Annotated in this window: 18 protein-coding genes and 1 pseudogene; 11 read left to right on the top strand and 8 right to left on the bottom strand. The window is 70.2% G+C overall.

All coding sequences use genetic code 11. The features are described 5' to 3' along the window. Nucleotides 1-45: 45 nt before the first annotated feature. On the bottom strand, nt 46-579 hold the full coding sequence (locus tag U8D42_RS12130) for a helix-turn-helix domain-containing protein (protein ID WP_322861504.1): 534 nt from the start codon (nt 577-579) through the stop codon (nt 46-48). Between the two features lie 74 nt (nt 580-653). Here U8D42_RS12130 and U8D42_RS12125 point away from each other — a divergent pair, with 74 nt between their 5' ends. Both U8D42_RS12125 and U8D42_RS12120 read left to right on the top strand, forming a co-directional pair. Further along, nucleotides 654-1,439 (top strand): aldolase, encoded by a 786-nt coding sequence (locus U8D42_RS12125; protein ID WP_322861503.1) that lies wholly within the window; start codon nt 654-656, stop codon nt 1,437-1,439. A gap of 33 nt (nt 1,440-1,472) precedes the next feature. Continuing rightward, complete coding sequence (locus U8D42_RS12120; RefSeq protein WP_322861502.1) at nt 1,473-2,342, top strand: dihydrodipicolinate synthase family protein; 870 nt, start codon at nt 1,473-1,475, stop codon at nt 2,340-2,342. Nucleotides 2,343-2,473: 131 nt separating this feature from the next. Here the strand turns inward: U8D42_RS12120 and ypfJ are convergent, their stop codons facing one another. From ypfJ to U8D42_RS12105, 3 genes are read right to left on the bottom strand one after another with little or no spacing between them, the layout of a single operon-like run. After that, nucleotides 2,474-3,346: a KPN_02809 family neutral zinc metallopeptidase gene (ypfJ, locus tag U8D42_RS12115; protein ID WP_322861501.1), complete on the bottom strand. Its 873-nt coding sequence runs from the start codon at nt 3,344-3,346 to the stop codon at nt 2,474-2,476. Between the two features lie 9 nt (nt 3,347-3,355). Next, nucleotides 3,356-3,859 (bottom strand): SRPBCC family protein, encoded by a 504-nt coding sequence (locus U8D42_RS12110; protein WP_322861500.1) that lies wholly within the window; start codon nt 3,857-3,859, stop codon nt 3,356-3,358. Between the two features lie 9 nt (nt 3,860-3,868). Next, the gene (locus tag U8D42_RS12105) at nt 3,869-4,756 is read right to left on the bottom strand and encodes an oxidoreductase (protein ID WP_322861537.1); all 888 of its coding nucleotides are present in this window, start codon (nt 4,754-4,756) and stop codon (nt 3,869-3,871) included. A gap of 56 nt (nt 4,757-4,812) precedes the next feature. Between U8D42_RS12105 and aspS the strand changes: the two genes are divergently transcribed. The 3 genes from aspS to U8D42_RS12090 are packed head-to-tail and all read left to right on the top strand — an operon-like array spanning nt 4,813 to nt 8,071. Continuing rightward, nucleotides 4,813-6,606 carry an aspartate--tRNA ligase gene (gene aspS, locus U8D42_RS12100; RefSeq protein WP_142278399.1) on the top strand — a complete coding sequence of 598 codons (1,794 nt, stop codon included), beginning with the start codon at nt 4,813-4,815 and terminating at the stop codon, nt 6,604-6,606. Next, nucleotides 6,603-7,034 (top strand): nitroreductase family deazaflavin-dependent oxidoreductase, encoded by a 432-nt coding sequence (locus tag U8D42_RS12095; protein ID WP_322861499.1) that lies wholly within the window; start codon nt 6,603-6,605, stop codon nt 7,032-7,034. The genes aspS and U8D42_RS12095 overlap by 4 nt, the downstream gene beginning before the upstream one ends. A gap of 5 nt (nt 7,035-7,039) precedes the next feature. Continuing rightward, nucleotides 7,040-8,071, top strand: coding sequence for an FUSC family protein (locus U8D42_RS12090; RefSeq protein ID WP_322861498.1), 1,032 nt, complete (start codon nt 7,040-7,042; stop codon nt 8,069-8,071). A 6-nt stretch (nt 8,072-8,077) separates the two neighbouring features. Here U8D42_RS12090 and U8D42_RS12085 read toward each other — a convergent pair whose 3' ends face one another. Further along, the gene (locus U8D42_RS12085) at nt 8,078-8,467 is read right to left on the bottom strand and encodes an MmcQ/YjbR family DNA-binding protein (RefSeq protein WP_085241511.1); all 390 of its coding nucleotides are present in this window, start codon (nt 8,465-8,467) and stop codon (nt 8,078-8,080) included. 89 nt (nt 8,468-8,556) lie between these two features. Here U8D42_RS12085 and U8D42_RS12080 point away from each other — a divergent pair, with 89 nt between their 5' ends. The 4 genes from U8D42_RS12080 (at nt 8,557) to U8D42_RS12065 (ending at nt 12,594) form a co-directional block, all read left to right on the top strand. Further along, nucleotides 8,557-9,498: a transglutaminase family protein gene (locus U8D42_RS12080; protein WP_322861497.1), complete on the top strand. Its 942-nt coding sequence runs from the start codon at nt 8,557-8,559 to the stop codon at nt 9,496-9,498. Further along, entirely contained in the window at nt 9,491-10,546 is a 1,056-nt protein-coding gene (locus tag U8D42_RS12075; RefSeq protein WP_322861496.1) for a zinc-binding metallopeptidase family protein, read from the top strand. Before U8D42_RS12080 ends, U8D42_RS12075 begins: the two co-directional genes overlap by 8 nt. A gap of 21 nt (nt 10,547-10,567) precedes the next feature. Further along, nucleotides 10,568-11,116 (top strand): DUF6629 family protein, encoded by a 549-nt coding sequence (locus U8D42_RS12070; protein ID WP_322861495.1) that lies wholly within the window; start codon nt 10,568-10,570, stop codon nt 11,114-11,116. A gap of 113 nt (nt 11,117-11,229) precedes the next feature. Beyond that, on the top strand, nt 11,230-12,594 hold the full coding sequence (locus tag U8D42_RS12065; RefSeq protein ID WP_322861494.1) for an HNH endonuclease signature motif containing protein: 1,365 nt from the start codon (nt 11,230-11,232) through the stop codon (nt 12,592-12,594). A gap of 22 nt (nt 12,595-12,616) precedes the next feature. Here the strand turns inward: U8D42_RS12065 and U8D42_RS12060 are convergent, their stop codons facing one another. The 3 genes from U8D42_RS12060 to U8D42_RS12050 form a co-directional block, all read right to left on the bottom strand. After that, nucleotides 12,617-15,328, bottom strand: coding sequence for a circularly permuted type 2 ATP-grasp protein (locus U8D42_RS12060; protein WP_322861381.1), 2,712 nt, complete (start codon nt 15,326-15,328; stop codon nt 12,617-12,619). Continuing rightward, nucleotides 15,328-18,726 (bottom strand): DUF2126 domain-containing protein, encoded by a 3,399-nt coding sequence (locus tag U8D42_RS12055; RefSeq protein WP_322861380.1) that lies wholly within the window; start codon nt 18,724-18,726, stop codon nt 15,328-15,330. Before U8D42_RS12055 ends, U8D42_RS12060 begins: the two co-directional genes overlap by 1 nt. 117 nt (nt 18,727-18,843) lie before the next feature. After that, nucleotides 18,844-19,848, bottom strand: coding sequence for a hypothetical protein (locus U8D42_RS12050; protein ID WP_322861379.1), 1,005 nt, complete (start codon nt 19,846-19,848; stop codon nt 18,844-18,846). Between the two features lie 91 nt (nt 19,849-19,939). Between U8D42_RS12050 and U8D42_RS12045 the strand changes: the two genes are divergently transcribed. Together U8D42_RS12045 and U8D42_RS12040 are read left to right on the top strand one after the other, a co-directional pair. Then, nucleotides 19,940-21,316, top strand: a complete 1,377-nt coding sequence (locus U8D42_RS12045) for a replication-associated recombination protein A (RefSeq protein ID WP_322861378.1) — start codon at nt 19,940-19,942, stop codon at nt 21,314-21,316. Then, nucleotides 21,313-21,563, top strand: a pseudogene (locus tag U8D42_RS12040) (hypothetical protein). The gene U8D42_RS12045 and the pseudogene U8D42_RS12040 overlap by 4 nt, the downstream one beginning before the upstream one ends. Nucleotides 21,564-21,594: the final 31 nt, after the last annotated feature.

The following is a 21,594-nucleotide window of genomic DNA, read 5'->3' as shown; positions in this document are numbered from 1 at the left end:
GCCGGTGTTCGCCGATCGCGAACACCGGGTCTCGATCGAGCGGCGTCACCGAAGGTTCCGGATCCCCGGCTCGTGGGCGACGACGACGACCTCGGCCGGATCGGCGCCGACGGCCCGGATGGTGTGGCTGACCGCCGCGTCGAAATAGGCGCTGTCGCCGGTGTCGAGCCTGATCGTCCGGTCGCCGTAGTCGAGTTCGACGCTGCCGGCGTGCACGAACATGAATTCCTGGCCCCCGTGCTCGGGGTGCGGGTCGTCGGCCGGGCCCGCGGCCGGGCGAACCACGAACGGCGACATGGACTTTCCCAGCAGCGACGACGCGAGCACCCGATAGCGCTGGCTTTCGGCCGCGGCGGACGGCCGGTCGATGGCGATCTTCTCCTGCGCCTCCTCGTCGGAGAACAACCGCCCGACGTCGACGTCGAGAGCCTTGGCCACCTTGAGGGCCACCGCGATCGAGGGGGTGCTCTGCCGCCGTTCGATCTTGGACAGGTAGCTCTTGGTCAGTCCCGTCCGTTCGGCCAGCGCCTCGAGGGTCAGGCCGCGCTGGGTGCGGACCGCGCGCAGTAGTGCTGTCACTGGCGATGCCTCCGATGAACGTTCCAATGAGCCGGCGATGACACAAGGTGTCCTATCGTGTTACATTGTGTCATATGGCTGGCACGTTCACCGACTCCAAGTCCGCATTGATGCGTCGCGCCGCCGAGCAGTTGACGGCCAACCTCGCCGATTCGCAGCTGACCACCCGGCAGAAGCTCGCGCTGACCTGTCGCGCGCTGTTCGATGCCGGTCACGACTCGGGGCTGGCCGGACAGATCACCGCGCGGGCCGAGGCCGCCGGCACCTACTACACCCAGCGCCTGGGCCTCGGGTTCGACGAGATCACCGACGCCAACCTGCTGGTGGTGGACGAGGACCTCAACGTGCTCGACGGTGACGGAATCCCCAACCCCGCCAACCGTTTTCACAGCTGGATCTATCGCGCCCGCCCCGACGTGCAGTGCATCGTGCACACCCACCCGTTCCACGTGGCGGCGCTGTCGATGCTGGAGGTGCCGCTGATCGTGTCCCACATGGACACCACGCCGCTCTACGACGACTGCGCCTTCCTCGCCGAATGGCCCGGTGTGCCGGTCGGCAACGAGGAGGGGGAGATCATCACCGCCGCCCTGGGCGACAAGAAGGCGGTGCTGTTGGCGCATCACGGCCAGGTGGTCGCCGGCGCCAGCGTCGAGGAGGCGTGCTCGCTGGCGGTCCTGATCGAGCGCGCCGCCCGGCTGCAGCTGGCCGCCATGGCCGCCGGCCCCGTCCAGGAGCTGCCCGAGAAGCTGGCCCGCGAGGCCCACGACTGGACGCTGTCGCCGCAGCGCAGCCGCGCCAACTTCGCCTACTCCGCCCGCCGCGCCCTGGCCCGCCATCCCGACGCGCTGACCGATTGACGCCACGCTCAACGACATTCGAGGAGTCCGCCCGTGCCCGACATCCACGGCATCGTCGCCTACCCGGTGACTCCGTTCGCCGACGAAGGCATCAACACCGAACGGCTGGCTGCGCTGGTCGAGAGGCTCGTTTCCTCCGGCGTCCACGCGATCGCCCCGCTGGGCAGCACCGGCGAGCTGGCCTACCTGGACGAACCCGAATTCGACGCCGTCGTGGACACCACGATCGCCACGGTCGCGGGCCGGGTGCCGGTGATCGTCGGGGTGTCGGATGTGACCACCGCCAAGACCATTCGCCGCGCGCGGTACGCGCAGCGGGCCGGTGCCGACGCGGTGATGATCCTGCCGGTGTCGTATTGGAAGCTGCGCGAGCGGGAGATCGTCACGCACTACCAAAGCGTCAGCGACGCGATCTCGATTCCCATCATGGCCTACAACAACCCGGCCACCAGCGGCGTCGACATGCCCCCTGAGCTGCTGGTCCGCATGTTCGAGACCATCGACAACGTCACCATGGTGAAGGAATCCACCGGTGATCTGACCCGGATGCAGCGCATCACCGAGCTGTCGGGCGGCAGGCTGCCCTTCTACAACGGCAGCAACCCGCTGGTGCTCGACGCCCTCAAAGCCGGCGCTTCTGGATGGTGCACGGCCGCACCATGTTTGCGTCCCCAGCCGTGCATCGACCTGTACGAGGCGGTGCGTGCCGGCGACCTCGACAAGGCTCAAACCCTCTACGACGACCTCAAGCCGTTGCTGCAGTTCATCGTCGCCGGGGGACTGGCCACCACCGTGAAGGCCGGCCTGGACCTGCTCGACTTCCCGGTCGGGGACCCGCGCGCCCCGCTGCTGCCGCTCGACGAAGAGGGCCGCGCCGAGCTGAAGAAACTCCTGGCAGGTTAGCGGCGGTCGCGAGCGCGGCGGAGCCGGGTGAAGCGGGCCGCCGCCATCAGGTTAGCGGCGGTCGCGAGCGCGGCGGAGCCGGGTGATGGGGGCACCTCCCGCTTGCGGGGGACGGGCCGCCGCCAGTACAACTAGCCGAGGCTGGGCGCGTCGAAGGTGTCGCACTGCTTCGGGTCGCCGGTCTGGTAGCCGACGGTGAACCAGTGCTGCCGCTGCTCCGACGAGCCGTGCGTCCACGACTCGGGATTGACCCGCCCGGTCGCTTCCTTCTGGATCCGGTCATCGCCCACCGACGCCGCGGCCGACAGGGCGTCGGCGATGTCCTGGTCGCTCAGCGGCTGCAGGTAGGGCACGCCGGTGCTCTCCTGCTTGACCGTCGATGCGTAGTGCGCCCAGATGCCCGCGTAGCAGTCCGCCTGCAACTCCGTGCGCACGCCGTTGCCGCCGGCGCCCTTGGCCCCCTGCTGGGAGCGGCCCAGGACGCCCAGCAGCTGCTGCACGTGGTGGCCGTATTCGTGGGCGACCACGTACTCCTGGGCGAACGGCCCTCCGCTGGAACCGAATTTGTCGACCAGCTCCTGGAAGAAGTCGGTGTCGAAGTACGCGGTCTGGTCCACCGGGCAGTAGAACGGCCCCACCGCGGTGGTGGCGGGTCCACAGCCGGTGTCGGCCGATCCGGTGAACAGCCGCACGTGCGGGCGGGTGTACCGCGGCATCAGCTGGTGCCAGACCGCGTCCACGGAGTTGCCGGTGGCGACCACGCGGCACTGCACGTACTTGTTGGCGTCGGCGCCGGTCTTGCACTGGCTCAGGTCGAACCCGGGCGCCGAGTAGCCGCTGGTGTTTCCCTGCTGGTTCAGCACGCGGCCCGGATCGACGCCCAACAACAGCGCGCCGATGAGGATGAGCAGACCCAGGCCCCCACCGCCGAGCGCCATGCCCATGCCGCCCCCCGACGACGACGCGGTGCTGGTGTCGATCTGCATACCCTCGTTGAAGGTCATGGCAGGCTCCTAGTGTTGCTGGGTCGCGGAGTAGCGGGCATCGGTGTAGCTGCGCAGGTTGCGCAGGAATCGGCGCAGGCCCAGGTTCAGCAGCGGCCCCACCAGGTACATCGCCAGCCGGGCCGGGCCCGCGGGCTTCTGCGCCATCGTCCACGTCAGCCGGCAACCCCCCGGGATGACCTCGACCCGGTAGTCTTCGGCGAACGCCGCGACGGCCTGCGTGGAGCATTCGTTGAACCGAAAAGCCATGTGGCTGAACGGCTCCCACGCCAGAAATTCCTCGTTGCCGACCATGCCGCCGCGCATCTCGACGACTCGGGTGGTGCCCACACCGCGCGGCTCGGGGCTGGTCCAGGTCACGTTGGTGATCACGCTGGCCCAGCGCGGCCACGACTCGGCGTCGGCGAGCACCTCGAACAGCTGCTCGGGCGTGATGGCCAGGTCGACGCTGTTGCGGAACACGAAGGGCGCGCTGTCGATGAAGCTCAGGTCGACGTGGTCGCAGGGGAACATGGCTCGAATCTATCCTGGCCCGTCGCTGGCCGCGGCCAGTAACGGCACCACGACGTCGCTGATCGGCGTCGCCAGGTGATGAGCGCGGGCCTTGCGGATGATCACGCCGTTGCGGATGTCCCATTCCATCCGGCGGCCGTTCTCCCGGTCGGCCAGGATCGACGTCCCCATGTCCTCGGGCGTCCGGCGGAACATGTCCGCCAACTCGTCGACGATGCCGTCGGGCAGCCGGGCGCCCTCGGCCCGCGCCACCGCCAGGCACTCGGCGACGTAGCGGCGCGACAGCGCGGTGACGTCGTCGCGGCGGAACATCCCGGATCGCCGTCCGGCCAGCGCCATGAACCCGGCCAGCGCATTGGTCAGCAGCTTGCGCCAGGCCGCGGTGATGAAGTCGGGGTCGCAGTCCACCCGGCATCCCGCTCCACGCAGCAGCTCGGCGAGCGCCTCCGCCGACGGCCCGCTGGGCAGCACCAGCGCGGGCTCGGTGCGCAGCCGGACCCAGCCCCCGGGCTGGGTTTCCGCGGAGTACCAGACGATGCCCGGGACCACGGGCGACGACGGGCAGTGCGGCCGCACCTGCTCGACCTGCTCGACGCCGTTCTGCAGCACGGCGACGATCGTGTGCGCGTCGCAGAGGCGGGCCAGCCATTTGGCCGCGGCGTCGTTCTGGGTGGCCTTGACCGCCAGCACCACCACGTCGACGGGGCCGTTCACCTCGCGGGGATCGGTGTGCACCGGGGCGGGCACCACGATCGGATCCGCGCCGTCGGGCCGCAATTCGATACGGTCCCGCGGCGTGTGACCGCACACCAGCACCGGATGCCCGGCCTTGTGCAGCAGCGCGGCGACCGTCGTGCCGACGGCGCCCGGACCGACGAGTGCGATGTTGGTGACGATAGGACCGAAATTACCTGCCTCTAGACTGGGCACTCGTTCCAACCGCGGGAAAGGGAGTGTTTGTGCTGCGCAGCCACGCCGCCGGTTCGCTCAGAAGCAGCGACGCCGGGCAGCAGGTCACGTTAACGGGCTGGGTGGCTCGCCGCCGCGACCACGGCGGCGTCATCTTCATCGACCTGCGCGACGCCTCGGGCATCGCGCAGGTGGTGTTCCGCAACGCCTTGCAGGAAGGACAGGCGCTGGCCCAGGCGCACCGGTTGCGCGCCGAGTTCTGCGTCGCGGTCACCGGTGTGGTCGAGATCCGCCCGGAGGGCAACGCCAACCCCGAGATCGCCACCGGCGACATCGAGGTCAACGCCGCGTCGCTGACCGTCCTCGGGGAGAGCGCGCCGCTGCCGTTCCAGCTCGACGAGCCCGCCGGCGAGGAGTTGCGGCTGAAGTACCGCTACCTCGACCTGCGCCGCGATGGCCCGGCCGCGGCGATCCGGTTGCGTTCCAAGGTCAATGCCGCCGCCCGCTCGGTGCTGGCGCGACACGACTTCGTCGAGATCGAGACCCCGACGATCACCCGCTCCACCCCCGAGGGGGCGCGCGACTTCCTGGTGCCCTCACGGCTGCACCCGGGCTCGTTCTACGCCCTGCCGCAGAGCCCGCAGCTGTTCAAGCAGCTGTTGATGGTGGCCGGGATGGAGCGGTACTACCAGATCGCCCGCTGCTACCGCGACGAGGACTTCCGCGCCGACCGTCAGCCCGAGTTCACCCAGCTCGACATGGAGATGAGCTTCGTCGACGCCGAGGACATCATCGCGATCTCCGAGGAGATCCTGACCGCGCTGTGGGCGCTGATCGGCTACCAGATCCCGACGCCCATCCCGCGGATCAGCTATGCCGACGCGATGCGCCGGTTCGGCTCGGACAAGCCGGACATGCGGTTCGGGCTGGAGCTCGTCGAATGCACAGAGTTCTTCAAGGACACCACCTTTCGCGTCTTCCAGGCGCCCTACGTGGGCGCGGTGGTGATGCCCGGCGGGGCGTCGCAGCCGCGGCGCACGCTGGACGGGTGGCAGGAGTGGGCCAAGCAGCGCGGGCACAAGGGGCTGGCCTACGTGCTGGTCGCCGAGGACGGCACGCTGGGCGGCCCGGTGGCCAAGAACCTGACCGACGCCGAACGCGACGGGCTGGCCGCGCACGTGGGCGCCAAGCCGGGGGACTGCGTCTTCTTCTCAGCCGGCCCGGCGAAGCCCTCGCGGGCGCTGCTGGGCGCGGCCCGCGGCGAGATCGCGGACCGGCTGGGTCTGATCGACCCGGACGCGTGGGCGTTCGTCTGGGTGGTGGACCCGCCGCTGTTCGAGCCCGCCGACGAGGCGACCGCCGCCGGTGACGTGGCCGTCGGCTCGGGGGCCTGGACCGCCGTCCACCACGCGTTCACGTCGCCCAAGCCGGAGTTCGAGGACGTCATCGACACCGATCCCGGCGGTGTGCTGGCCGACGCCTACGACATCGTCTGCAACGGCAACGAGATCGGGGGCGGCTCGATCCGTATCCACCGCCGCGACATCCAGGAGCGGGTGTTCGCCGTGATGGGCCTGGACCGCGCCGAGGCCGAGGAGAAGTTCGGATTCCTGTTGGAGGCGTTCACCTTTGGTGCGCCGCCGCACGGCGGAATCGCCTTCGGCTGGGACCGGATCAACGCGCTGCTGTCCCGGGTGGACTCGATCCGCGAGGTGATCGCGTTCCCGAAGACCGGCGGGGGCGTCGACCCGCTCACCGAGGCGCCCGCGCCCATCACCGCCCAGCAGCGCAAGGAATCCGGAATAGACGCCAAGCCCAAGGAAGTTGACCGGGCATGACGCAAATGCCCGACACCGACACGATCAACGCGTTCAACAAGAGCATCATCGACGAGTTCCGTACCAACGGCGGCAAGGTGGGCGGCCAGTTCGCCAACGCCGACCTGCTGCTGCTGCATACGACCGGCGCCAAGTCCGGACAACCCCGAGTCTCTCCGCTGGCCTACTTCCGCATCGACGGCAAGCTCATCATCATCGGCTCGTTTGCGGGCTCGCCCGTCAGCCCGGCGTGGGTGCACAACCTGCGGGCCAATCCGCGGGCCCGGGTCGAGATCGGCACCGAGCAGTTCCCCGTCACGGCGCGTGAGCTGCCCTCCGACGAGCGCGACGCGCTGTTCGAGAAGGTCACCGCCGCCGCGCCCGGCTTCGCCGAATACCAGTCGAAGACCAGCCGGGTCATTCCGTTGTTCGAGTTGCAGCCGGCCTGACTTTCGTGAACGCGGCGCGGGCGGGCATCAACCGGCTCCGCGCCGTGTGGTTCACCCTCGTCCAGACCTCGGTCGCGTCGGGCCTGTCCTGGTATCTCGCGCGCGACGTGCTCGAGCATCCCCAGCCGTTCTTCGCGCCGATCGCCGCCGCGGTGTCGCTGTCGATCAGCAACGTGTTACGGGCCCAGCGCGCCATCCAGATGATGATCGGTGTGACCCTGGGCATCGGGATGGGCACCCTGGTCCAGGGCGTGCTCGGGCCCGGGGCCGTGTCCATCGGCGTCGCCGCGCTGATCGCGCTGTGCGCAGCGGTGTTCGTCGGCCACGGCCTCATCGGCCAGGGGATGATGTTCGCCAACCAGACCGTCGTCTCGGCGATCCTGGTGCTGGCGCTCTTCCGCAGCGGCGTCGGGTGGGAACGCATCAACGACGCCCTGGTCGGCGGCGGCGTGGCGATCGTATTCGCGATCGTGCTCTTCCCGGCCGACCCGCTGCAGGTGCTGCGCAGCGCGCGGATGGGCGTGCTGGACGCCCTGCACGGTGTCCTGACCCGCACCGCGGACGTCGCCGCCGGGCGCCGAGTGCCCGCGCACGACTGGCCGCTGTCGATGGCCGACCGCGTGCACCGGCAACTGGGCGAGCTGATCGAGGCCCGCGCCACCGCCCGCCAAGTCGTGCGCGTCGCGCCGCGGCGCTGGGGGGCGCGCGCCGCGGTCGCCGCCGCCGACCGGCAGGCGCTACACGTGGCCCAGCTGGCCGGTTCCGTGCTGCAGTTGGCCCGCGCCGTCGTCCCCGCCGCCGACGGCGGCTGCCAACCGCTCCGCGCGCCCGTGCCCGCCATCCTGGACCAGCTCGCGGCGGCGACGGCCCTCGCCGACCCGGACCCGGCCGGGGCCGCGGCATACACGGCGGCGGCGTGCCGCGACGCGTCGACGCTGCAGGCCGCCGCGCACGACCGGGCCGGGGTACTGCTGGCCGGCGCCGTCGCCGCCTGCGTGGATGACCTGCAACGTGTGATCGAGCTGCGTCGGAAATGAGCCCGCTCAGCCGGACTCGGCAAGGAATTCCTGGACCAACTTCCTCGGGGCCTGCGTCAGCCACGCCTCGGTGATCAGCTCCTCGAGGTCGCGCACCGAGATCCCGGCCAGCCGGACCAGCACGACGGGGTAGCCGTCGAAATGGGGGGTGGTGAAGTAGACGTCCGGCTCGTCGGTGATCAACCCGAACTTGACCCCCTCGTCGGACACCCGCACGCCAAGGATGTCGCCGCCGGGCGGTTCCGAGCCGTCGCGGGCCAGTGCCTCGCGCTCCGACGGGCGCAGCGGCCGCTCCCAGGCCAGCAACTTCTTGCCGACTCGCCAGTCATGCAGTGACGGCTCGGAGGTGAGTGCCAACTCACGAACGATGCGGGCGACGTCGTACCACGTGGCCACCTCTCGATTGTGCTCCCGTTTTGGCCCGCGTGCCGCTGTATCGGCAAACGCTTTCGCGGCGCGGACGGCGCACCGGCCCCGGGTGTGATGTGATCAGCCTTGTGTCTGAAGCCGACGTCGGGCCCGCCCGCCGCCACCGGGTCACCCACCGCACCGAGTACCGGTACTCCGACGTCGTGACCAGCTCCTACGGTCGCGGCTTTCTCACCCCGCGGGATTCGCTGCGGCAACGTTGTGTCGAGCACCGGCTGACCATCGACCCGGCCCCCGCCGACGTCTCCAGCAGCGTCGACGTCTACGACAACATCAGCTCGTACTTCCACGTCACCGAGCCGCACCGCACGCTGAGCGTCACCAGCGACTCCATCGTGGACGTGTATCCGCCGGCCCCCGGGCTGTACACCGACGGACCGGCGGTGCAGCCGTGGGAGTCCGCCCGGCCGACGGGAGGCGGGGGAGCGCTCGCCGCCGAATTCACCCTGGACCTCAATCCACCGGAGATCACCGACGACGTGCGCGAGTACGCGGCGCCCAGTTTCGCCCCTGGGCGCCCGCTGGTCGACGTGCTGCGCGACCTCGCGTCGCGGATTTTCGCCGACTTCACCTACCGCTCGGGGTCGACGACGATTTCCACCGGTGTAACTGAGGTTCTGGCGGCCCGGGAAGGGGTATGTCAGGACTTTGCGCGGCTGGCGATCGCCTGCCTGCGCGCCAACGGTCTGGCGGCCAGCTACGTGTCCGGCTACCTGGCCACCGACCCGCCACCGGGGAAGGATCGAATGATCGGTATAGACGCCACCCACGCCTGGGCGGCGGTGTGGACACCGCAGCGGCCCGGCCAGTTCGAGTGGCTGGGTCTGGATCCCACGAACGATCAGCTGGTGGACGAGCGCTACATCATCGTCGGGCGCGGCCGTGACTACGCGGACGTGCCGCCGCTGCGGGGCATCATCTACACCGATTCGGAGCACAGCGTGATCGACGTGGCCGTCGACGTGGTGCCCTTCGAGGGGGACGTGCTCCATGCGTGACTTCAACTGCCCCAACTGCGGGCAGCGCCTGACGTTCGAGAACTCCACCTGCCTCAGCTGCGGCAGCGCGCTGGGGTTTTCGCTTGAGCAGATGGCCCTGCTGGTGATCACCGAGAACAACGCCGGCGAGCACGCGGGCTTCGTGGACGCCGCCGAATATCAGTTGTGTGCCAATCTGCTACTGGCCGAATGCAATTGGCTGGTGCCCGTCAACAACCCGCGGCTGTTGTGCGCGTCCTGCGCGCTGACCACGGTGCGGCCCAACGACGCCGACACCGCCGGCCTGGCCGAGTTCGCCCGGGCCGAGGCGGCCAAGCGGCGGCTGATCGCCGAGCTGCACGAGCTGAAGTTGCCGATCATCGGGCGCGACGCGGACCCCGAGCAGGGATTGGCCTTTCACCTGCTGTCCAGCGCGCACGAGAACGTGATGACCGGGCACGACAACGGCGTGATCACCCTGGACCTGGCCGAGGGCGACGACGTGCACCGCGAGCAACTGCGGGTGGAGATGGAGGAGCCGTACCGCACGCTGCTGGGGCACTTCCGGCACGAGATCGGGCACTACTACTTCTACCGGCTGATCGCCCCGTCCAGCGGATACCTGGCGCGCTTCAACGAGCTGTTCGGCGATCCCGACGCCGACTATCAGGAGGCGCTGGATCGGCACTACAGCGAGGGGCCACCCGAGGAGTGGCAGGAAAACTTCGTGTCGTCGTATGCCACCATGCATCCCGCCGAGGACTGGGCCGAGACGTTCGCGCACTATCTGCACATCCGCGACACCCTGGACACCTCGGCGTGGTGCGGCTTCGCGTCGGCGTCGGCGACCTTCGACCGTCCCGCGCTGGGCCCCAGCGCTTTCCAGACGATCATCGACATGTGGCTGCCGTTGTCGTGGTCGCTGAACATGGTGAACCGCTCGATGGGCCACGACGATCTGTACCCGTTCGTGCTGCCGGTCGCGGTGCTGGAGAAGATGAAATTCATCTACACCGTGATCGACGAGGTGACCTCGGAATCGCGGGGGCCGGCCGCCATCGCAGGCTAGGGCTGCACGGTGTGCTTTTCGATGACGGCGGACCTTGTGGTGGGCACCGCCCTGTTGGCCGTCGCGGTCGCGACCCTGCGTGAGGTAAAGCACTGGCGCGAGCTGCCATTCGCGTTATTGCCCGCGCTGGTCCCGCTGTTCGTCTTGATGCTGGAACCGCGCGGCGCCCGACTGCGGGTGGCACCCTTCGCGGTGCTCGGCGCCGCCGTGTCGGCGTACCTGGCCGTCGTGGTCCTCACCGAACCGATCGGGGTGAAGAGGTGGCCCCACGCGCTGGAATACCAGACGGCCGTTCACGAAAGCTACTTGTGGGCGGTGCTCTACATCGTCGCGGTCATCGGGCCCGCCGTGATGAGGGGCTATCGCTCCATCGTGGTGTTCGGGTGGGCGAACCTGGTGGGGCTGATCGTGGTCGCCATCCTCTACCTGCAGGCGTTCGCGTCACTGTGGTGCATCTACGCCGCGGTGCTGTCGGTCCTGGTACTGGTGCACATGCGGCGTCGCCGGCGGCTGCCCGACCCGCACCGCTACCAGGGGGTCGCCATGGATCACGCGACGTCGAAGGTGTGATCCCTGCCAGCTGGTCGCATCGCGGTCCCATCGTTGTATTCCCTTGTGTCACTTTGGCTTCTGTGGTCACATTGTGGCCGTTTTTGTCGGTGGGGGTTTCTAGGGTTTGGGGTATGGGTGCGAGCAGTCGTGAGGAGATCGTCGAGGTGTTCGACGCGCTCGATCATGACGCGGATCGCCTGTGTGGGTTGTCTTTTGACGTGTTGACCACCCCGGAGCGGTTGGCTGCCCTGGAGCGGGTGGAGCGCGTGGCCCGCCGGCTGCGCGCACCCCAACATGCGTTGATCAACCAGCTCGACGCCCAGGCCAGCCCCGAAGAGCTGGGCGGTTCGCTGCGTGCGGGGCTGGCCGACCGGTTGCGCATCACCAAGACTGAGGCCGCCCGGCGCATCGCCGAGGCCCACGACCTCGGGCAGCGCCGGGCGCTGACCGGTGAACCGTTGGCGCCGCGGTTGAGCGCGACCGCGGCCGGACAGCGCGCCGGGCTCATCGGGGATGGCCACGTCAAAGTGATCCGCAGCTTTTTCGCCCAGCTGCCCGCCGAGATCGACGCGTTCACCCGCCAGGCCGCCGAGGCCGACCTGGCCGACAAGGCCACCGGGTATCGGCCCGAGGAGTTGGCCAAATACGCCCAGCGGGTGATGGATTGGCTGCGCCCCGATGGGGATTTCAGCGACGCCGAGCGGGCCCGCAGACGCGGGATCATCCTGGGCGCCCAGGAAGGCGATGGCATGTCACGCCTGAGCGGGCTGGTGACCCCGGAGCTGCGGGCCGCGATCGAGGCGATGCTGGCCAAGCTGGCCGCACCGGGGGTGTGCAACCCCGACGACGAGACCCCGGTGCTCGACCAGACACCGGATGAGGACGGGGTGCGTCGCGACACCCGCTCCCAGTCTCAGCGCAACCACGACGCCTTCCTGGCCGGACTGCGCGGACTGCTCGCTTCCGGGGACCTGGGTCAGCACAACGGGCTGCCGGTGTCGATCGTGGTCACCACCACCTTGCAGGACCTCGAAGCCGCCGCCGGCAAGGCGTTGACCGCCGGCGGCACCCTGGTGCCCATGAGCGATGTGATCCGCTGGGCCAGCCACGCCCACCACTACCTGGCCATCTTCGACAAGAGCCGATCGCTGGCGCTGTGGCACACCAAACGCCTGGCCTCACCCGCCCAACGAATCATGCTGTACGCGAAGGATCGTGGCTGCACCAAACCCGGGTGTGACGCCCCGGCCTACCACAGCCAGGTCCACCACATCAAAGGCTGGCAGGCCACCCGCCGCACCGACATCGACGACCTCACCCTGGCCTGCGGCCCCGACAACCGACTCGCCGAACACGGCTGGAGCACCCGCACCAACGCCCGCGGCCAAACCGAATGGATCCCCCCACCCCACCTGGATCGCGGCCAACCCCGCACCAACAGCTACCACCACCCCGAACGACTCCTCCACCACGAAGACGACGACGAACCCGATTGACGGGAAGCGCATCTGCGCGCCACTAGGCGGGCATCACCCTGCGAACGTCGGGGCCCCACAGCGGTTGCATGCCGCCCGGCAGCGCCAGCTGCGTGGTGGTGATCACCTCGGCGAGTTCGCGCAGTCCCGTGTGCACCGAACCGAGGAGGCCGGCCAGCTCCGCGCGCAGCCCCTCGGCGCTGACGGCTTCCAGCTCGGCGGGATGCGAGCGGCGCAGCAGGGTGCCGATCTCGTCTACCAGCCGTTCCGGGCGCGACGACCCCGACGCGCCCGGCAGGTCCTTGAGGTCGGCCCGCAGCCGCTCCACCTGATACAGCAACGACCGCGGGTTATGCGCGTCGAACAGCATCAGCTCGGCCACGGCGGCGACGCTGACCTTGCCCACGGTGCGGCGCCGGTAGATGACCGAGGACTCGCACGCCACCAGCGTCGCCTCGATGATCGTCTGTTCGGCGGCGGGGCCGCGCACCGCGGTCAGCGTGGCCCGCAGCAGCGCGGTGAGCCAGAGGCCGCGCTCGATGCGCTTGCCGATGTCCATCATCGTCCAGCCCGCATCGCGCACCATCGACTCGCCGGCGACCCCGGCCAGGGTCAGCATCCCGGACAGCGTCTGCGTCTGAGCCGACGCGAGCAGCGCGTCGGCCTCGGCGAGCGAATCCGGCGGCTCCCGCCGCTGGGCGAGCGCACGCTCGACCCCGGCCAGCACCATCCAGGTGTCGTTGGACAGCTGGTCGCGCACGGCCCTGGCGGCCAGCGCCAGGCCTTCCACCGACTGCACCAGCGATCCGGGCCGGTCCGGATCCACCGTCAGCGACCACAGGGTCGAGGGGGCGACGGCGATCATCTCGGCCCCGTCACTGGCCCCGTCACTGGCGCTGCCGTCGTCGGACCTGTCGTCGGACCCCGTGCCGGTTCCGGTGATCCGGCCCAGCGCGGCCATCAGGACCGGCACGCATTCGCTTTCCTCGGTGTGCTGCTGGTGCCGGTAGACGTGGAACCTGTCCCGGGCGACGAGCAGCAGCCGCGCCATGTTCTCCGCGCGTTCGCCGTAGCGGCCGATCCAGAACAGGTCGGACAGCACGCGCGGTGAGCTGACGCCCCAGGTGCCCGCGGCCGTCTTCGCCGGCGGTGGGGGCGACGGCAGGCTCACCGCCTCGGCCCGCGCGCGTTCCGTCGGGCGTACCCAAACATCCTTGGCGGCAACGGTTTGCAGCGTGTACGCGGCCGGGCCGGGCGCCAGCACGTAGCCGACGCCGCCGATCATCGGGGCGTATCCGCCGCGCTGGGCGACGTTGAACAACCGGATGCCGACGCCGGCCGACGACAATACCCCGGCATGGTCGGTGGGCGCCGACGAGAACTGCGGCAGCTCCTGGCCGATCCACTGCCACGGCATCTTCTCGATGCGGGCGGCCAACTGCGCCAGTTGATGAGACGAAAGGGTCGGCCCGACAAGGGTTTTCCCGCCGACGGTGGACTTGATCAGCAGCGACGACAGTTTGGCCAGCAGGTGCGAACGTTCGGCGGCGATGCCGCCCCAGTACACCGGCGCGGTCTCCAGCAGGGGGGCCTCGGAGAGCAGGTGCTCGGACAGCTTCGGCAAAAACCGAAGCAGCCCGGGGTTTTCCAGGATTCCACTGCCCAGCGTGTTGACCACGGTCACCGTGCCGCGGTGGCACGCCTCCACCAGTCCGGCCACGCCCAGCCGGGAATCGGCCCGCAGGTCCAGCGGATCGGCGTAGTCGGCGTCGACCCGGCGAAGGACGACGTCGACCCGTTTCAGGGTGCCCAGCGAGCGCATCCACAACTTGCCGTCGCGCACCACCAGGTCCGCGCTCTCCACCAACGGAAAACCCAGCAGCGTGGCCAGATACGCCTGGTCGAACGCGGTTTCGGAGAAGATGCCCGGGCTGAGCACCACCACCATCGGATCCTGCGCGTCATCGGGCGCGGCGTCGATCAGCGCCAGCCGCAACGCCTGGGCGAACGGCGTCGTCGGGCGCGGCACGATCCGTTCGTAGAGATCGGGAATCGAATGCGCAACGACGCGCCGGTCCGCCAGCGCGTAGCCGGCGCCCGACGGTGCCTGCGTCCAGTCGGCGTTGACCCGGAAGCTGCCGTCCGGTAACCGGCTGACGTCGCAGGCGTGCAGGAAAAGCTGGTGATGCCCGGGCACTTCGATGCCGTTGGCGGCGCGCACATAGCCGGGATGGGCGAACAGCAACTCCGGAGGCAGGATGCCGTCGGTGAGCAGGCTGCGCGACCCGTACAGGTCGGCGAGCACGGCGTCGAGTATCCGGGACCGCTGCGTCAGCCCGGCCTCGAGGCCCTCCCACTCCGCGGCCGACAGCACGAGCGGCAGCGTGTCCAGAATCCACGCCCGCGGCTCCAGCCCGTGCTCGCCGGGATCGACGTCGGTGTAGGTGATGCCGTCGCTGTCGATCAGGCCGCGCACCACCGAGCGCAACCGGTCGAGCCCCGCCCGGCCACGCTCGGCGATGGTGTCGGCCAACTCAGCCCAGGCCGGCCGCACGTTCCCGTCCCGGTCGACGAACTCGTCGTAGCCGGCGGCCGGGCCGTGCCGAACGTCGAAGAGCGCCTCCTGTGCGCGCGCGGCCCGGTACCCGGCCAGCAGGCGGTCGGCATCGTAGCGGTCCTCGTAGCCGTCTTCGTGGCGGCCGCCAGCGGCCGCCGGGGCTGCGCCGGCGCCGAATGTCCTGTCGGCAAACACCATTACCGCTGCACGGTACGCACGCGGCGCAGGTCGAGGATGCCCGGCGCGCCGACGTCGGTGAAGATGCGGGCCTGCTTCTCCCGGATGGCGGACAGGTCGAGCTTGCCGGGGGTGAAGCCGGTCGCCTCGAAACGGCGGGCGCGGCGCGCCTCGGCTTCGACGGCGTTGACGGGTGGCTCGTCGTAGGCCCGCCCGCCGGGGTGCGCGACGTGATAGGTGCAGCCGCCGCGGGACGTGCCCGTCGTCAGGTCGATCAGCTCGAACTGCAGCGGGACGTCGGTGCTGATGGTGGGGTGCAGCGCGCTCGGCGGCTGCCAGGCCTTGAACCGCACCCCGCCCACGTGGATGTCGGGGTTGTCGGTGGCCAGCAGCGGCACCGGGTAGCCGTTGACGGTCAGCACGTAGCGGTGGCGGTCGGCGCCGATGATGCGGACCTGGATGCGCTCGACCGACGAGTCGACGTAGCGGGCGGTGCCGCTGGCGGTGGCCTCCTCGCCCAGGGTGTTCCACGGCTCGATCGCCCCGCGCAGCTCGATCTCCACGCCGTCGAACACCGCGGTGCCGATGCGCGGAAAGCGGAACTCGGTGAACGGGTCCAGCCAGCTGGTCTCGAACGCGATGCCGTGCGCGCGCAGGTCGGCCGCCACGTCGGCGATGTCGTGAATCAGGAAGTGCGGCAACAGGTATCGTCCATGCAGGTTGGCGCCGTGGCGAATCAGCGGGGCACGCAGCGGCTCGTCCCAGAACCACGCCACCAGCGAGCGCACGAGCAGTGACTGCACCATCGCCATGCGCAGATGCGGGGGCATCTCGAAGCCGCGCAGCTCCAGCAGGCCGAGCCGGCCGCGGGCGCTGTCGGGGCTGTAGAGCTTGTCGATGCAGAACTCGGCGCGGTGGGTGTTGCCGGTGATGTCGGTCAGCAGGTGGCGCAGCGCGCGGTCGATCACCCAGGGTTTGGGGGCGCCGCCCGCGCACAGTCGCGCGATCTCGGCGAACGCGATCTCGAGTTCGTACAGCGCCTCGGCGCGGCCCTCGTCGACGCGCGGCGCCTGCGAGGTGGTGCCCACGAACCGGCCGGCGAACAGATACGACAGCGACGGGTGCCGCTGCCAATAGGTCAGCAGCGAGACCAGCAGGTCCGGCCGCCGCAGCAGCGGTGAGTCCGCGGGCGTGACGCCGCCCAGCGTGATGTGGTTGCCGCCGCCGGTGCCGCCGTGGGTGCCGTCGACGTCGAAGGACTCGGTCGACAGCCGGGCCAATCGCGCCTGCTCGTACAGCGTTTCGAGTTGCTGGCTCTGCTCGGCGAAGCTGGCCGTGGGCGCGACGTTGACCTCGATGACGCCTGGGTCCGGGGTGATCGTCGTCGAGCGCAGCCGTGGGTCCGGCGGCGGGTCGTAGCCTTCGATGACCACCGGGCAGCCGAGCTCGGCGGCGGCGGCCTCGACGCGGGAAATGAGGTCGACGAAGTGTTCCAGCGCCTCGGTGGGCGGCATGAAGAGGTAGAGCAGGTCGCCGTGGCCTGACTGGCGGACCTCGGCGACCATCGCGGTGGGCGGCGCGGTGTCGGGGTCCTCCACGACCGCGGTGCCCGGCTCGGGCGCCAGCGCGTCGTCCCCGACGGTCTGGGGGTCGGTGTCGAACGACGGGCGCGGCGGCCGCCAGCTGATGGAATCCAGCGGCAGGCGCAGGCCCGCCGGAGAATCGCCGGGCAGCAACACGATTCGGCCGCGGCGCAGGCGCCAGTCGGCGCTGGCCCAGCCCAGGCCGTCGTCGCGGCGGTGCAGCGGCAGCACGAAAGCCGCTGGGGCGCTCACGGACTCGTCGAGGCGGGCCAGCAGCGCGGCGCGAGCGGCGGGGGAGTCCGCGGTGTCGTCGGGGCCCAAGTCGTCTGAACCCAAGTCGTCTGAACCGAAGTCGTCTGAACCGAGGTCGTCCGAACCGAGGTCGTCGGCGCGGTGTACCGGGTCGCCGTCGGGCTGCCGCACCTTGGTCGCCAGCCGGTGCAGCGGGTCCTCGTAGGCGGCCCGCACCTGCGACGGCGGCAACCCGAGGCCGTCGGCGATCCCGGCGAGCAGCCGGCGGCCCGCGTCGTTGTCGACGGGGGCCGGGCGGTCCCCCCACGGATCGGCCAGCAGCGCGTCGTCGTTCCACAGCGCACGCCCGTCGGTGCGCCAATACAACGCAATCTGCCAGCGCGGCAACGGTTCTCCCGGGTACCAGCGGCCCTGCCCGCGCTGCACCAGCCCGGTCGGCGCCCACGCCGTCTTCAGGCGCGCGGCCAGGTCGGAGGCACGCTGCCGCTTGTGCGGGCCGTCGGCGGCGGTGGTCCACTCCGCGCTGACCTGGTTGTCCACCGACACGAACGTCGGCTCACCCCCGATGGTCAGCCGCACGTCGGCGGCCGCGAGACGCTCGTCGACGCGCGAGCCGACCTCGCAGATCGTCCGCCATGCGGCATCGGTGTAGGGCAGGGTGACGCGGGGGTCCTCGTGGATGCGGGTGACGGTGTTGGAGAACTCCAGCTCCGATGCGCACGGTTCGGTGCCGCCGCTGATCGGCGCCGCGGACGCCGGCTGCGGGGTGGCCGCCAGCGGGATGTGGCCCTCGCCGGCGAACAACCCCGACGTCGGGTCCAGCCCGATCCAGCCCGCACCCGGGATGTACACCTCGGTCCAGGCGTGCAGGTCGGTGAAGTCCGCGGCGGGACCCGAGGGCCCGTCGAGCGCCTCGACGTCGGAGGCCAGCTGCACCAGGTAGCCGGACACGAAGCGGGCGGCCAGGCCCAGCTGCCGCAGGATCGACACCAACAGCCACGCGGAGTCGCGGCACGAGCCGACCCCGGTCCGCAGCGTGTGATCCGGTGTCTGCACGCCCGGTTCCATCCGCACGCTGTAGGCGACGTCGGCGTGGACGGCGCGGTTGAGGGCGACCAGCAGGTCGATGGTGCGCGTACCGTCGGGCACCGAGAACTTGCGCACCCAGGCGCGGGAGAGCTCGCCGGGACCCGAGCCCTCGCCGTCTTCGTCGACGGGCCGCAGGTAGGGCTCCAGGTCGGCGGCCAGCTCCTTGGGGTAGGTCAACCCGCCTTCCGGCCAGGTTTCGGCCCAGTCCTCGATGAAGAAGTCGAACGGGTTGATCACCTTGAGGTCGGCGATCAGCCCGACCGTGATGGTCAGTCGCCGCATGGGGTTCGGGAACACCAGGCGCGCAAGGAAATTGCCCACCGCGTCCTGCTGCCAGTTGATGAAGTGCTCTTCGGGCTCGACGCGCAGCGAGTAGGCGTCCAGCGGCGTGCGGCAATGGGGCGCCGGGCGCAGCCGCACGACGTGCGGATACACCCGGACCGGCCGGTCAAAGGTGTAGCTGGTGCGGTGCTCCAGCGCGACTTTGATGCTCATATCACTTTGATGCTCATATCAAGGTGATCTCATCACAGGCGGCACGCGGCCGCAGCGCACCGCAGCCGCGGCTAACAGCGCCGTAACACCGGCCGCCGCCTGCGCTGATGCCGGCGGTTACGCCGGCTGCGGCCCCGGCGGCGGGCCGGGCTGGTAACCCGGCTGCGGCACGGGGACGACCTGGCCGCCGGAGAGCTTGCGGTAGGCGTAGATGATCACCAGCGACGCGACCGGCGCCGCCACCAGCAGGCCGATGCCGCACAGCAGCGCCCCGACGATGCCGCACGCGAGCGCGACCAACCACACCAGCAGCGCGTTGACGAAATTCGACCCGGCGAGCGAGAAGCTGGACGTGAAGCCCTTGATGGCCGACTCCGAGCGGTCGATCACGAACGGGACGGTGAATTGGGTGAAGATGCCCAGCACCAGGCCCGGGACGAAGCACAACACCGACGCGAGCGAGGTGAGGACCTCGACGATCAGCACGGCCAGAAACACCATGCCGAGGTTGCGTGGCTTGAAGAACGAGCCGATGGTCACGGCGCGGCCGTCGGCGAGGTCGAGGCAGCCGGACAGGAACGCCGATTGCGCGAACGCGCTCACCGCGTAGGCCACCAGGTAGCCGAGGGTCAGCAGCCCGTACCCGGGGCCGGTCAGGTTGGTCGTGAAGGTGAAGTCGTAGTCGTCGGAGTTTGTGGCGGTGGCCATGTTCTGGCTCAGCGTGAGCAGCGCGACGGCCACCCCGATCAGCAGCCCGTAGACCAGCGCGGGGACGATCAACGCCGCGGCGTTCTTGGTGAAGGTGTTCCACGCCCAGTTGAACGCCTCGCCCACGCTGAACGCGGGCTTGGGCGGGGCCCCGTAGCCGGGGGGCGGTCCGTAGCCGGGTGGCGGTGCGCCGTAGCCGGGGGGTGGGCCGTAGCCGGGCGGCGGTGCGCCGTATCCAGGGGGCGGGCCGTAGCCGGGTGGCGGTGCGCCGTATCCAGGGGGTGGGCCGTATCCGGGTGGCGGGCCGCCGCCGGGGGGTGGGCCGTAGTTGGGCGGCGGGGGATAGCCGGGCGGGTTGTGTTCGCTGCCGTGCGGGTCGGCCGGTGTGCCGGGATTCTCGGGAGGCTGGCTCATGTCCGTCCTAGCTGTTGACTCAACCTGTGGGCACGCGCACACGGGAACTTAGCAAAGATGTGTCCCCACCGCCCGGATTAAATTCCGTGGTATGCCTGAAGCCGTGTCCGACGGTCTGTTTGACATGCCCAGTGACCTGCCCGGGGCGCAGCCGGGGGGCAATCACGGCCTGGGTGTGTCGGCCGGCGCGCCCCTGGCGGTGCGCATGCGCCCGGCCTCGCTGGACGAAGTGGTCGGGCAGCAGCACCTGCTGGCGCCCGGCTCGCCGCTGCGCCGCCTCGTCGAGGGATCCGGCGTGGCGTCGGCCATCCTCTACGGCCCGCCGGGCAGCGGCAAGACGACGCTGGCCGCGCTGATCTCCCAGGCCACCGGCCGGCGGTTCGAGGCGCTGTCGGCGCTGTCGGCCGGTGTCAAGGAGGTGCGTGCCGTCATCGAGAAGGCGCGGCACGCGCTTCTCAACGGCGAGCAGACGGTGCTGTTCATCGACGAGGTGCACCGGTTCTCCAAGACCCAGCAGGACGCCCTGCTGTCCGCCGTGGAGAACCGGGTGGTGCTGCTGGTGGCCGCGACCACCGAGAACCCGTCGTTTTCGGTGGTGGCGCCCCTGCTGTCCCGGTCGCTGATCCTGCAATTGCGCCCGCTGAGCGCCGACGACATCCGCACCGTGGTGCAGCGGGCGATCGCCGATCCCCGCGGGCTGGGCGGTCGCGTCGCGGTGACGGACGACGCCCTCGACCTGCTGGTCCGACTGGCCGCCGGGGATGCCCGGCGGGCGCTGACCGCGCTGGAGGTGGCGGCGGAATCGGCTGAGGCGGCCACCGAGTCGGTCACCGTCGGGACCATCGAGCAGTCGCTGGACAAGGCCGCCGTGCGCTACGACCGCGACGGCGACCAGCACTACGACGTCATCAGCGCCTTCATCAAGTCGGTGCGCGGCTCGGATGTCGACGCGGCGCTGCACTATCTGGCCCGCATGCTGGTCGCGGGGGAGGACCCGCGGTTCCTCGCCCGCCGGCTGATGATCCTGGCCAGCGAGGACATCGGCATGGCCGATCCGAGCGCCCTGCAGATCGCGGTGGCCGCCGCCCAGACCGTGCAGCTGATCGGCATGCCCGAGGCGCAGCTGACGCTGGCGCACGCCACCATCCACCTGGCCACCGCGCCCAAGTCGAACTCCGTCACCACCGCGCTGGCGGCGGCGATGGACGACATCAAGGCGGGCAAGGCCGGGCTGGTGCCGCCGCATCTGCGCGACGGGCACTATTCCGGCGCGGCGGCGCTGGGGCACGCGCAGGGTTACCGGTACTCGCACAACGATCCCGACGGCGTCGTCGCCCAGCAGTACCCGCCGGACGAGCTGGCGGGCGTCGACTACTACCGGCCGACCGGCCGCGGCGGCGAGCGGGAGATGGCCGGGCGGCTGGAACGGTTGCGGGCGATCATCCGCGGGAAGCGGGGACGGGCGTGAAGCACTTCACCGACCAGGAGATGGGCGAGCTGCTGCCCAGCGCCAGGGAATACAGCGTCGTCATCCTCAAGCGGGGTCCCCGGTTCGGCGACGAGTCGTCGCCGGCGATCATCTGGGAGCACGGGCGGCGCAATTTCGGGCTGCGCGACGACGGCGTGCTGGCCGTGGTGCTGCCGGTCTCGCGGCGAATGTCTTCACCTACCAGGTGCACCCCTGCCGGGGATTCCCCGGCGACGCGCTGCCCTAGGTAGTGGCACGGCTGCAGCCTCGGCAGGCGG

Source organism: Mycobacterium europaeum (genome assembly GCF_034555895.2).
Classification (GTDB): Bacteria; Actinomycetota; Actinomycetes; order Mycobacteriales; family Mycobacteriaceae; genus Mycobacterium; species Mycobacterium europaeum.
Note: the sequence above shows the minus strand (reverse complement) of the source record. Positions and strands in the feature narration are given on the sequence as shown.